The sequence below is a fragment of the Nocardia veterana NBRC 100344 genome, assembly GCF_000308855.1.
GTDB lineage: Bacteria > Actinomycetota > Actinomycetes > Mycobacteriales > Mycobacteriaceae > Nocardia > Nocardia veterana.
The window spans coordinates 79,008-92,390 of record NZ_BAGM01000035.1; the positions used below are offsets into that span (position 1 = coordinate 79,008).

Below are 13,383 nucleotides of genomic sequence, written 5' to 3' on the forward strand. Positions count from 1 at the left end.
GCCTCAACTTTCTGACTTCCGAGTAACCGCTCCACCAGGAGGTTCAAACATGAGGGAGGGTCATGTTTCGCATCCTTCTGGTACGTCCGTACTGAAATACCCGTCGGTAGGGGTGCGGCCGGGGAGGAAACGTGAGGCTTTCCTCATGATTTTGTGCGAACCTGGGGCTTCGTCAGGTCCTCAGGGGTGAGGGACGCCTGTGCACGCCAGGAGCGGGGCCCGCGGGGTGAGCCGCCACGAGAAGGAAGTCGATACGTCTTGACGATCAACGAACGCACCGGGACCGGAACGAACGCGAAGGTCGTTGGGGGAGTTTCGGATACGGGTATCAAGTCGTCGCTGCTGGACCGCCTGCTCGATGGGGAGAAGTACGCGCTGGCCTTCGGTGGGCAGGGTGCGCAGTGGCTGCGGGAGTTGGAGGAGATCGGCCGCGACAGCGCCCTGGAGCCGGAGCTCACCGCGCTGGTGCGCGAGGCCGCGGCCCGGCTGGAGCCGGTGGCCGCCCAGCTGCTCGTGGTGCGTCCGGTCGGCTTCGATCCGATCGCCTGGATGCTCGAGGACGATCTCGCCGAGGGTGCGGAGGGCGAGGAATCCGCCGCTCCGTCGCCGCAGGCGCTGCGCTCGGCCGCGGTGTCCATGCCGGGTGTTTTCCTCGCGCAGATCGCCGCGCTGCGGGCGCTGCGGATGCAGGGCCTCGACCCGGCCGAACACGCGCCGACCGGCATCATCGGGCATTCACAGGGCCTGCTGGCCGCCGAGGCCGCCGCCGCGCACGGTGCCCGCGATGCCGAATTGCTCGCCCTCGCACAGCTGATCGGTGCCGCGGCCACGTTGGTGGCGCGCCGGCGCGGTGTCGTCCCGGTGGGCGGCAAGTCCCCGATGGTCGCGGTGTCGAACGTCGACCCCGACGAACTGCGCGCGGTGGTCGCCGAGGTGTCGGCGGGTGTGGACCCGAACGCCGCCGCTGTGGTGTCGATTCGCAACGGTCGTCGGCGGGCAGTCCTGTCGGGCACCGTCGCTCAGCTGGAGCGGGTGCGGCAGCGCTGTGCGGAGATCAACGCCGAGCAGAGCCGCGATCGCGAGGCGAAGAAGCGGGGCGGTTCGATCTTCGCCCCGGTATTCGAGGATGTCGAGGTCGAGGTCGCCTTCCATCACCCGGCGCTGTCGGAAACCGTCGAGTTGGTGACGGCCTGGGCCGGCCAGTGCGATATCGATACCGAGCCGGCCGAGCGGCTGGCACGCGCCATCCTGGTCGATCCGGTCGACTGGGTGCAGGTGGTCGACGAGACGGTTGCCGGTGGCGCGCAATGGATTCTGGACATCGGCCCGGGCGACCTGCTGAGCCGGCTGACGCAGGGCTCGTTGAAGGGCACCGGCGTCGGCATCGTGGCCGCCGCGACCCGTCCGGGTCAGCGCAGCCTGTTCACCCCCGGCGCCGCGCCGCAGGTGGCGCCCGCATGGGATGCCTTCGCGCCCAAACCGATTCGGCTGCCGAACGGTCGCATCGTCGTCGAGACCGCATTCACCCGGCTGACCGGACGCTCGCCGATTCTGCTGGCGGGTATGACACCGACCACCGTGGACGCGAAAATCGTTGCGGCCGCGGCCAACGCGGGTCACTGGGCCGAGCTCGCCGGTGGCGGTCAGGTCACCGAGCAGATCTTCGCCGATCGCGTCGCGGAGCTGAAGACGCTGCTGCAGCCCGGCCGCGCGGTGCAATTCAACTCCCTGTTCCTGGACCCCTACCTGTGGAAGTTGCAGCTGGGCGGTAAGCGCCTGGTGCAGCGGTCCCGCGCGGCCGGCGCCCCGTTCGACGGTGTGGTCGTCACCGCCGGTATCCCGGAGCTCGAGGAGGCCGTCGCGCTGATCGACGAACTCGGCGAGGCCGGCATCACCCACGTCGCGTTCAAGCCGGGCACTGTCGCGCAGATCCGTGCGGTGCTGCGCATCGCCGACGAGGTGCCGGACTATCCGGTGATCATGCATATCGAGGGCGGCCGCGCCGGTGGCCACCACTCCTGGGAGGATCTCGACGACCTGCTGCTCGAGACCTACGCGGAATTGCGCAACCGGGCCAATGTGGTGGTCTGCGTCGGCGGCGGCATCGGGACCCCCGAGCGCGCCACCGAATACCTGACCGGCGAATGGTCGGTGGCCCACGGCTACCCGAAGATGCCGCTCGACGGCGTACTGGTCGGCACCGCCGCGATGGCAACGCTGGAGGCGACGACCGCTCCCGAGGTCAAGCAGCTGCTGGTCGACACCCCCGGCACCCCGGATTGGGTCGCCGCCGGCACCGCAACCGGTGGAATGGCCTCCGGGCGTAGCCAATTGGGTGCCGACATCCACGAGATCGACAACTCCGCCTCCCGTACCGGCCGCCTGCTCGACGAGGTCGCCGGCGACGCCGAGGCCGTCGCCGCGCGTCGCGACGAGATCATCGAGGCGCTCGACCGCACCGCCAAGCCGTACTTCGGCGACGTGGCGACCATGACCTACCTGCGCTGGCTGGAACGCTATGTCGAGCTGGCCGCCCTGCTGCCGGAGAACCAGCGTGCCGGGCGCGACGGCTTCGACTGCGGCACCGATCTCGGCGACGCCATCGCCGATGCCACCCGGTCCGTGTGGGCCGACGTCACCTGGCGGGATCGGTTCGCCGAAATGGTGCGCCGGGCCGAGGCACGCCTCCATCCCGCCGACCGCGGCCGCATTCCCACCCTGTTCGCCGACGACAGCGCGTTCGAAAACCCCGTCCACGTGATCTGCACGCTGAAGGAGCACTACCCGGCCGCCGCGGAGACCGTGCTGCACCCGGCCGACGTGCCGTTCTTCGTCTCGCTGTGCAAGACCCCGGGCAAGCCGGTGAACTTCGTCCCGGTCGTCGACGCCGATGTCCGTCGCTGGTGGCGTTCGGATTCGCTGTGGCAGGCCCACGATCCGCGCTACACCGCCGACCAGGTGTGCGTCATTCCGGGCACGGTGTCGGTCGCCGGCATCACCCGCGTCGACGAGCCGGTCGGTGAACTGCTCGACCGCTTCGAGCAGGACACCGCCTACACCCTCATTCGCGGTGGGGTCACTCCCGCCGCCGTGGACGGCCGCCGCCGCGCCGGCATCGCGTCCGGCGCCATCGATATCGTGCTCGCCGCACCGGATGTGCAGTGGGCCGGACGCACCGCGGCCAACCCGGTGCACCGCCTGGGCGATCTGCACGAGTGGACCGTCGACAACCAGGGCGCGCTGCATCGTCCGACCGGCGCCACGCTGGTTCCGGCCGACGGCCCCGACACCGAGAGCGCCTATGTGGAGCTGACCGTCCCGCTGTCACCGGCGAACGAGGTGCGGATCCGCATTACCGTTCCGGCCTCGGTGTACAACGGCGGTGCTCCGGTGGTGACCGAAGCCGACGCCGAAACCGCGATGTCGGCGCTGCTGGCCGTCGCCGCCGGGCAGGCGCTGCCGGAGGTCAAGTCCGCCAACGGCTCTCATGTCGCGCACGTCAACCTGGCCTGGACGCCGGATATGGTCGCCGACCATGCCGGGGTGACCGGTTCCGGTCTGCCCGCGGGGCTCAGCACGATCGGCCGCCGGGTCCCCGATGTGCTGGTCGGCGCCTGCTGGCCCGCGGTCTTCGCGGTGCTCGGCGCGAGCCGGGCCGAGGGCGAAAACGGAAGCGCGAGCAGTGTTATCGAGGGCATGCTCGATCTGGTCCACCTCGATCACCAGATCGACCTGGTCCGCGAATTGCCCAGCGACCCCGCAGTTCTCAGCGTGCGCGCGGAGTCGGCGTCGGTGCTCGACACCGAGCTGGGCCGCGTCGTCGAGGTCCGGGTCACGGTCGGCGCGATGCGCGATCACGGACTCGAGACCCCGACCGTGGCAACTCTGGTGGAGCGCTTCGCCATTCGCGGCCGCACCGGTCGCCACGAACTCACCGACCCGCCGCGTGCCGCGGGAACCGTGTCCGAGTCGGCGACCGACACCCCGCGCCGCCGTCGTCGCGATCTGACCATCACTGCACCGCGGGCGATGGCTGCCTTCGCCGAGGTCTCCGGCGACCACAACCCGATCCACACCAGCACCGCGGCCGCGAAGCTCGCGGGCCTGGGTAGCCCGATCGTGCACGGTATGTGGCTGTCCGCCGCTGCCCAGCATGCCGTTTCGGCCGTGGATCCCGAATCTCCGCTGCCCGCACGCACGGTCACCGCCTGGACCACCCGCTTCCTCGGGATGGTGCGGCCCGGTGCGCAGATCGATGTGCGTGTCGAGCGGATCGCCGTCGACCGCGGCTGCGAGATCGTGGAGGTGTCCTGCCGGACCGGCGGTGATCTGGTGATGACCGCGACCGCCCGGCTCGCGGCCCCCAAGACCGTCTACGCCTTCCCCGGTCAAGGTATCCAGACCAAGGGGATGGGACTGGACGCCCGGTCGCGGTCGAAGGCGGCCAAGGAGATCTGGGATCGCGCCGACAAGCACACCCGGGAGGCGCTGGGCTTCTCCATCCTCGCGGTCGTGCGGGACAATCCCACCTACCTGAAGGCACGTGGCGTGGAATACCGCCACCCGCAGGGTGTGCTGCACCTGACCCAGTTCACCCAGGTCGCGATGGCGACGCTCGGCGTGGCGCAGGTCGCCGAACTGCGCGAGGCCGGCGCGTTCGTCGAGGGTGCGATGCTGGCCGGCCATTCGGTCGGCGAATACAACGCCCTGGCCGCGGTGGCGGGTGTGCTGCCGCTGGAGGCCGTGCTCGAGGTGGTGTTCCAGCGTGGTTCGGCCATGCACGAACTGGTGCCCCGGGATGCGCAGGGCCGCAGCAACTATCGGATGGCCGCGATCCGGCCCTCGCAGATCGGGCTGCCGGACGCCGAGGTGGTCGACTTCGTCGCCGAGGTCGGCGCTCGTGCCGGTGAATTCCTGGAGGTGGTGAACCTCAACCTGCGCGGGTCGCAGTACGCCATCGCGGGCACGGTCGCCGGGCTGGAGGCGTTGGAGGCCGAAATCGAGCGGCGCCGTGCCGAATTCGGTGGGAAGCGCGCCTTCGTGCTGGTGCCCGGTATCGACGTGCCGTTCCATTCGACGGTGCTGCGCGAAGGTGTTCCGGAGTTCCGGCACAAGCTCGAGGAACTGCTGCCCGAGGACATCCATCCGGAAGTCCTCGCCGGACGCTACATTCCGAACCTGGTACCGCGGCCGTTCTCGCTGGAGCGCGACTTCATCGCCGAAATCGCCGCGTACGTGCCGTCGGAGCCGCTGCGGGCGGTTCTCGACGACTTCGAGTCGTGGGCTGCGCGCCCGGCCGAACTGTGCCGGGTGGTGCTGATCGAGCTGCTGGCGTGGCAGTTCGCCAGCCCGGTGCGCTGGATCGAAACCCAGGATCTGCTGTTCACCGATACTGCCGCGGGCGGGCTCGGCGTGGAGCGGTTCGTCGAGATCGGCCTGGCGGCGACCCCGACCGTGGCGAATCTGGCGAGCAACACCCTGAAGTTGCCGCAGTACTCGGCGACCAAGGTCGAGGTGCTCAACATCGAGCGCGAGGCCGGCGTGGTGTACTCCACCGACACCGACCCGGCTCCGGTGGACGAGCCGGAAGAGACTGTGGCCGAAGCGGTTCCTGCGGCAGCGCCGGCCGCGGCCGCCGCCCCGGCGCCGGCGCCCGCCGCGACCGGTGGCCCGCGTCCGGACGACATCACCTTCACCGCGGCCGATGCCACGCGGGTGCTGATCGCACTGTGGACGAAACTGCGGCTCGATCAGATCGGCCCGGTGGACACCATCGAGGCGCTGTGCGACGGCGTCTCCTCGCGACGCAACCAGCTGCTGGTCGACCTCGGTTCCGAGCTGTCGCTCGGTGCGATCGACGGGGCGGCCGACGCCGATATGGGCGCCCTCTCCGCGACTGTCGACCGCCTGGCTCGCACCTACAAGCCGTTCGGCTCGGTGCTGTCGGATGCGATCGGCGATCACCTGCGCAAGGTGTTCGGACCCTCGGGTAAGCGCCCGGCCGCGATCGCCGATCGGGTGAAGAAGGTGTGGCAGCTCGGCGACGGCTGGGCCCATCACGTCACCGCCGAGGTGTCGCTGGGCACCCGTGAGGGCGCCAGCGTGCGCGGTGGTGACCTGGGTGGTCTGGTGTCCGGTGCACTGAGCGACGGCGCCGCCGTGGACGCCGCGATCGACGCGGCCGTGCAATCGGTGGCCGCCCGCCGCGGGATCAGCGTGTCGTTGCCGGCCGCCGGTGGCGGTGGCGGCGCCACGGTGGATGCCGCGGCGCTGGGTGAGTTCACCGAACAGATCACCGGCCGCGACGGTGTGCTGGCGACCGCCGCCCGGGTCGTGCTGGAGCAGCTGGGGCTGTCCGAGCAGATCTCCGCGCCCGAGGCCACCGACGAATCGCTGGTCGACCTGGTCTCGGCCGAATTGGGTTCGGACTGGCCGCGTCTGGTCGCCCCGGCCTTCGACGCCCGCAAGGCAGTGCTGATCGACGACCGCTGGGCGAGCGCTCGCGAGGATCTGGCCAGGCTGTGGCTGAGCGACGACGCCGAACTGAGCGACGAGCGGATCGAGGGCTTCGCCGGCACGGGCAGTGCCGTTGCCGCCCAGGCCAATTGGTGGCGGCAGCAGGCGATGAAGCAGGCTCGCTCGGTGCTGGCCGGTACCTACGAACGTATCGCGGTCACCGCCGCGAACACCGCGGACGAGGGCAGCTGGTCCACCGATACCGCCGTGATCACCGGCGCCAGCAAGGGATCCATCGCGGCCGCGGTCGCCGGCCGGCTGCTCGCCGGTGGCGCCACCGTCATCGTGACCACCTCGAAGCTCGACGACACCCGGCTCGCCTTCTACAAGGAGCTCTACCGTGAGCACGCCCGGGCGGGCGCGGCGCTGTGGGTGGTCCCGGCGAATATGGCCTCCTACAGCGATATCGACGCCCTGATCGACTGGATCGGCAACGAGCAGACCGACAACGCCGGTGGCGCGAAGGTCCTCGTGAAGCCCGCGATGACCCCGACGCTGCTGCTGCCGTTCGCGGCGCCGCGGGTGGCGGGCGATCTGGCCGACGCCGGTGCCCGCGCCGAAATGGAGATGCGGGTCCTGCTGTGGTCGGTGGAGCGCCTGATCGGCGGCTTGTCCGGTCTCGGCGCCGACCACGATGTGGACGCGAAACTGCATGTGGTGCTTCCCGGTTCGCCCAACCGCGGCATGTTCGGCGGTGACGGCGCCTACGGTGAGTCCAAGGCCGCGCTCGACGCGGTGATCGCCAAGTGGCGGGTGGAGAAGTCGTGGGCGCAGCGGGTCACGCTGGTTCACGCGCTGATCGGCTGGGTTCGCGGTACCGGACTGATGGGTCACAACGACCCGCTGGTCGCGGCCGTGGAGAAGGCCGGTGTGCACACCTGGTCGACCCAGGAGATGGCCGACGAGCTGCTGAAGTGGTGCACCTCGCGGGCGCGGGCGGTGACCGTCACCGGCCCGCAGCAGATCGACCTGACCGGTGGGCTCGCCGGGGCGAAGCTGGACCTGTCGGCCCTGGCCGAGGAGGTCGAGCGGGAGCCGCGCGCCGAGGCGGTCGACGAGTCGGGAACCATTGCGGCGCTGCCGGTTCCGCCGACCATGACCTCGGCCGTCCCGACGCCCGAATGGGGTCCGGTCACCGCGGACCTCACCGAGATGGTGGTGATCGTCGGCGCCGGCGAGCTCGGACCCTACGGTTCGGCGCGCACCCGGTTCGAGATGGAGGTCTCCGACGAACTGTCGGCGGCCGGCGTGCTCGAACTGGCCTGGACCACCGGCCTGGTCACCTGGGAGAACGATCCCAAGCCAGGCTGGTACGACACCGAGAGCGGCGAGTACGTCGAGGAGTCGGAGCTGGCCGAGCGCTACCACGACGCGGTAGTGCAGCGCTGCGGTATCCGCCGCTACGGCGACGACGGCTCGATGATCGACAACTCGGCCCCGCTGCTCACCTCGGTCTTCCTCGATCGGGACCTGAGCTTCGTGGTCAACAGCGAGGCCGAGGCGCGGGCCTTCTACGCCGCCGACCCGGAGCACACGGTCATCAGCCCCGTCGCGGACTCCAGCGACTGGCAGGTGACCCGCCGGGCCGGCACCGAGATCCGGGTGCCGCGCAAGGCGAAGCTGTCGCGCACGGTCGGTGGCCAGATCCCCGAGGGCTGGGATCCGACCCGCTGGGGTATCTCGCCCGATATGGCGAGCTCGGTGGATCGGGTCGCGCTGTGGAACATCGTCTGCACCGTCGACGCGTTCCTGTCCAGCGGCTTCAGCCCCGCGGAGCTGATGAGCTGGGTGCATCCGGCGATGGTGAGCAACACCCAGGGCACCGGCATGGGTGGCATGTCGTCGATGCGCTCGCTCTACATCGACAATCTGCTCGGTGAGCCGCGGGCCAACGACATCCTGCAGGAGGCGTTGCCGAACGTCGCGCTGGCCCACGTGGTCCAGTCCTACATCGGCAGCTACGGCGGAATGGTGCACCCGGTCGCGGCCTGCGCGACCGCGGCGGTGTCGGTCGAGGAGGGTGTCGACAAGATCCGGCTCGGCAAGGCCGAGGTCGTCGTGGCCGGTGGTTACGACGATCTGGGAATCGAGGGCATCGTCGGCTTCGGCGACATGTCCGCGACCGCCGACTCGGCCGCGATGAGCGCCAAGGGCATCAGCGACCGCTACTTCTCCCGGGCCAACGATCGCCGCCGCGGCGGATTCGTCGAATCCCAGGGCGGCGGAACGGTTCTGCTGGCTCGCGGTGATGTGGCCGCGGAACTCGGCCTGCCGGTGCTCGGCGTGGTGGCCTTCGCGCAGTCGTTCGCCGACGGCGTGCACACCTCGATTCCGGCTCCGGGACTGGGTGCGCTGAGTGCGGGCCGCGGCGGTGCGGAATCGCAGCTGGCCGCGCAACTGCGCAAGCTCGGGGTCACGCCGGACGAGATCTCGGTGGTGTCCAAGCACGACACCTCCACCGCCGCCAACGATCCCAACGAGTCGGAGCTGCACGAGCGGCTGGCCGGCGCGCTGGGCCGCTCGGAAGGCGCACCGCTGTTCGTGATTTCGCAGAAGTCGCTGACCGGTCATGCCAAGGGTGGTGCGGCCGCCTTCCAGCTGATCGGGCTGTGCCAGGTCCTGGAGCAGGGCGTGATTCCGCCGAACCGCAGCCTCGACTGCGTCGACGAGAAGATGGCCGAATATCCGCATCTGGTGTGGCCGCGGCAGCCGCTGCGGTTCGCGGATCGGTTCGCGCTCAAGGCCGGTCTGGTGACCTCGCTCGGGTTCGGGCACGTCTCCGGGCTGCTGGCGATCGTGCACCCGCAGGCCTTCGTCGAGGCGTTGGATCCGCAGCGCCGCGAGGACTACCTGCGTCGTGCGCAGGAGCGCCGGCTGGCCGGACGGCAGCGGTTGGTGGAGGCGATGTGCGGCGGTGAACCGCTGTACGAGCGGCCCGCCGATCGCCGGCTCGGCGGGGAGGGCACCCCGGCCAAGCAGATCCGCCAGCTCGAGGCCGATGTGCTGCTGTCGACGGAGGCTCGCCTCGGCGCCGAGGGGTTGTATCTGGCCCACGGTGCCTGCGGCACAGGCGAACTCGCCGGTAGCCCGGAAACCGGCAAGTAGGAAGTCGGGCCCGGCAGGTAACAACTGCCGGGTAACGATGCGCCGATACCGATGACGGCTCGCGGAATCCGTAGGCTGCGGATTCATGACCATCCTCGGTATCGGCCTGGATCTGGTGACCATCTCCGAATTCGCCGAACAGCTCGAACGGGCCGGAACCACCATGCTCCGGGAGAGTTTCACCGCGGGTGAGCGGCGTTACTGTCAGAGCAAGGGCACAGATCCGGCCCGGAGTTTCGCGGCGCGGTGGGCGGCCAAGGAGGCCGTGCTCAAGGCGTGGGCTTCCTCCCGGTTCGCCCGCCGCCCGCAGATCGGCGACAATCCGTACCCGCTCATCGAAGTGGTGAACGACGCCTGGGGGCGTCCGAGCATCAAATTGCACGGGCTGGCAGCGGAATTCCTGCCGCGGGTGCGAGTACATCTGTCGATCACCCACGACGGCGATATGGCGGCCGCGATGGTGGTGCTCGAGGATCCGGGCGAATTGGCGGATCTGATCGAGAACTCCTGAGGCGGTAGCGGATCGGCGGCAGACCTGCCGCCGTCGCTCCTGCGAAGGCCGGAACCGGACGACGTCTCGCTCACACGTCGTCCGGTTCCGCCCTTCGTCGGAACGACGGCTCGGCCGGCGCGCTCAGCCGGCGGTCTCGCGCTGCCCGGTGCGCGATTCCTTCTCCGCGATCAGCAGATACGCGACCATCAAGCGTTTGAGTTCGGCGACCGCGGCCTCGTGGCTCAGGCCGTCCTGTACCGAGAAATTCAGCATCGAATACACCACGTGCACGAGCACCTGGGCCATCATCGAACGACGCCCACGCGGCGTGCGCGGCATCAGCGGCCGCAGCATCTGCTGCACGGCCTCGGCGAATTCCTTCTCGTGGATGGCACCGGTGGCTCGCGTCGAGGGGGTCGACTGCATGGCCAGCCACACCTCGCGTCGCGACGGGTCGGTCATCCACAACTCGGCGAGATGGTCGACGAGCTTGTTCATGTGCCGCAACCAGTCCATCGACGGGATCTCGCCGTGGAAGTCGGCCAGCTCCTGGGAAACGGCCACCAGGTCTTGACGATTCAGTTCGCAGACGATGACGTACTTGTTGGCGAAGAACTGGTAGAGCGTGCCGATCGGGACTTCGGCCCGGGCGGCGACCTCTTCACAGGTGAACGATTCGAACCCGACCTCGACCAGTAGTTCACGCGACGCCTGTAGCAGCGCATCGAATTTGCGTTTACTGCGTTCCTGGGTGGGCCGTCGGCGCGGCATCAACTCCTGCGGGTCGTCCTGCAACTCCAACGCCGGGTCAGGACGTCGGTTCGACCTCGGTGCCGTGCGCGCTTCCACCACATCCACCAGGCTAGCGGTAGCGACACGCGGATGACACACGGTGCCGCCTTCCGTACCCGCGATTCGGTCCGATTCATAACCCATCCAAGCCGAATGTGGTGACGAACACATACCGAGTAGATCTACATCGGCGGGGGTTCGTCGGTTTTCGGCCGTTCCCGCTGCGGCGTTGAACCGCTGCTCGGCGCAGCTCTCCGGCGCGGTTCCTGCACACGGAAGGCTTGATCTGTGGTGGTTCGACCTGTGGTGACTCTCGGTGCTTCGATCGCTCGCGACTGCGTCGACGCGGTGGCCCTGCGCGGCGGAAGCGGCAAACTGACCGATCGGGTGCTGGCGCATCGGGTGGCCGACCTCGGACCGTCCGCCGCGGGCGTGCCCGAACTGATCGAATCGCTGCTCGACGGGTTGGCCGCCGAGGTCGCGGCCGACTACGAGATCGCCGGTGCGGCGGTCACCTATCGCGACGCGGCGGGCCGCCGTGCGGTCGTCACCGGCCTCGCGGCGGGCCCGTGGCGGGAGGCCTCCCTGGTTTCGGCGAAGTCCGCACATCTCGCGCTCGCTCGGGCGATGACGTGGGCCCGCGAATTCGAATACCTGCTGGTGTGCGAGCCGCTTCCCGGATACCAAGGCTTCTCGTTGATCTCGCCGCTGCGTGACCGCGTGGTGGCCGCCACCGCTACCAACGCCGGCTTCGTCTCCGAGGATTCGGTGCGCCCGGGGATCGCCGCCGCGTGGGATCAGTTCGACGCGGCGGGTGTGCGGCCGAGTGCGGTCGTCGTGATCGGTTCCGCCGCGGATCGGCCCGCGGTCGCCGCGACCCTGTCGTCCGGATTCAACGTGCCGGTGATCCCCTGTTCGGTGGCGGCCGCGGGGTCCGCGATCGGTGCCGCTCTGGTGGTGCAGCCGGAGGCCTTCGCCGCGGGACCGACCGAAGCCGCTCGGATGTCGCGCAATTCGGTCGCGGTCGTGGCCGCGGCGAGTGTGCTGGCCGGCGGGCTGACCCTGGGCGGCATCCATGAGCTCACCGACCACCCGCGTTCGGACGCCACCACTCGGCTGGCCGATGCTCGCACCGCCGCGCAGGCCACGCGGGGCCCGCGGCATGCCAAGCCGGACCCCGGTCTGCCGGCCCCGGATTCGATTCCGGAGTTCCCGATCGACGGTCCGATGGACAACCGCCCGCCGCGCCACGCGGCGCCCGACGACGCGACGAGTGCCGATCCGGCGGCCGCGAGCTGGGGTCCGGACGGCTCGCCGTGGTTGAGCCTGCGCGGATCGGACCAGGCCGGTGAGCCGAAGCGGCTCGCCAAGGAGGCGCCGGAGCCGGATTCGGCTCACCCGCAAACGAAATCGGTGATTCCGGCCCCGACCGAACCGGTCGGCGGGCCCGATGCCTCGCTGCTGTTCCCCGGCGAATCGGCCCCGCCGCAACTGGGCGCCCCCGAGTTCAATCAGTGGTGGGACAACCACTGGCGGCTGACCGTGCGGTGGATGGTCGCGATGATGCCGCGCGACTGATTCGCACGCCACGGCCCCGCGGCACGTCGACTACTGAAACGAACGGGCCCGGGACGAATCCGTCCCGGGCCCGCTCGCGGTACCACTAGACGGACAGATCGCGGCGCAATTTCGCCACATGCCCGGTGGCGCGCACGTTGTACTGCGCGAGCTGGATGATGCCCTGCTCGTCGACGAGGAAGGTCGAGCGAATCACGCCGGTGATGGTTTTTCCGTACATCGTCTTCTCACCGAAGGCGCCCCATGCCTGCAGAACTTCCCGATCGGGATCGGAGAGCAGTGGAAACGTCAATTTCTCGTTGTCCCGGAATTTGGCGAGTTTCGCCGGCTTGTCCGGCGAGATGCCGATGACGTCGAGGCCGGCCTCGTTCAATTCGGCGAGATTGTCGCGGAAGTCGCAGGCTTGTTTGGTGCACCCCGGTGTACTCGCGGCGGGGTAGAAGTAGACGATCACCTTGCGGCCGCGGTAGTCCGAAAGCGAAACCGGCTTACCGTCGGCATCCGGGAGGGTGAAATCCGGCGCGGGGTCGCCGGTGCCGAGTCGATGGGTATCGGTCATGCCCTGCACCGTAGCCCACGGATGTGACAACGGACGCGACATCCACGACGGCGGATACACTCGACGCCCAGCGACATACACGAACGACAACAGGAGACAACGTGGCGAGGGATACCGAGCACATCGAGCGGGAGATCGAAGCCGCGCGTAACCGGCTCGCGAGCACACTCGACGAGCTCGCGGTGCGGGCCGACCCGCAGCGGATCGCCGACAACACCAAGCAGGCGGTCCTGGCGAAGGTGAACGAGCCGAAGGTGAAGTACAGCCTCATCGGCGCGGGTGCTCTCGTCGGCGTGCTGGTGCTGATCAAGGTCTTCCGCCGCTGAGGCGTGCGGCTGCG

Annotated in this window: 6 protein-coding genes; 4 read left to right on the forward strand and 2 right to left on the reverse strand. The window is 69.4% G+C overall.

What is annotated here, in order from left to right; translation table 11 throughout:
* Nucleotides 1-258: 258 nt before the first annotated feature.
* Nucleotides 259-9,621, forward strand: coding sequence for a type I polyketide synthase (locus ON37_RS06640; protein WP_040717893.1), 9,363 nt, complete (start codon nt 259-261; stop codon nt 9,619-9,621).
* Between the two features lie 85 nt (nt 9,622-9,706).
* The gene (acpS, locus tag ON37_RS06645) at nt 9,707-10,132 is read left to right on the forward strand and encodes a holo-ACP synthase AcpS (protein ID WP_040717894.1); all 426 of its coding nucleotides are present in this window, start codon (nt 9,707-9,709) and stop codon (nt 10,130-10,132) included.
* 123 nt (nt 10,133-10,255) lie between these two features.
* Here acpS and ON37_RS06650 read toward each other — a convergent pair whose 3' ends face one another.
* On the reverse strand, nt 10,256-10,885 hold the full coding sequence (locus ON37_RS06650; protein WP_247609511.1) for a TetR/AcrR family transcriptional regulator: 630 nt from the start codon (nt 10,883-10,885) through the stop codon (nt 10,256-10,258).
* Nucleotides 10,886-11,194: 309 nt separating this feature from the next.
* Here ON37_RS06650 and ON37_RS06655 point away from each other — a divergent pair, with 309 nt between their 5' ends.
* Entirely contained in the window at nt 11,195-12,484 is a 1,290-nt protein-coding gene (locus tag ON37_RS06655) for a DUF7159 family protein (RefSeq protein ID WP_157171371.1), read from the forward strand.
* 85 nt (nt 12,485-12,569) lie between these two features.
* Here ON37_RS06655 and bcp read toward each other — a convergent pair whose 3' ends face one another.
* Complete coding sequence (gene bcp, locus ON37_RS06660; protein ID WP_040717896.1) at nt 12,570-13,043, reverse strand: thioredoxin-dependent thiol peroxidase; 474 nt, start codon at nt 13,041-13,043, stop codon at nt 12,570-12,572.
* A 101-nt stretch (nt 13,044-13,144) separates the two neighbouring features.
* On the opposite strand from bcp, the gene ON37_RS06665 reads away from it, so the two are divergent.
* Nucleotides 13,145-13,369, forward strand: coding sequence for a DUF3618 domain-containing protein (locus ON37_RS06665; protein ID WP_040717897.1), 225 nt, complete (start codon nt 13,145-13,147; stop codon nt 13,367-13,369).
* Nucleotides 13,370-13,383: the final 14 nt, after the last annotated feature.

Excerpts from the sequence above, each read along its gene's own strand:
- acpS (WP_040717894.1), top strand. The coding sequence starts at position 9,707 with ATGACCATCCTCGGTATCGGCCTGGATCTGGTGACCATCTCCGAATTC.
- ON37_RS06650 (WP_247609511.1), bottom strand. The coding sequence starts at position 10,885 with ATGCCGCGCCGACGGCCCACCCAGGAACGCAGTAAACGCAAATTCGAT.
- bcp (WP_040717896.1), bottom strand. The coding sequence starts at position 13,043 with ATGACCGATACCCATCGACTCGGCACCGGCGACCCCGCGCCGGATTTC.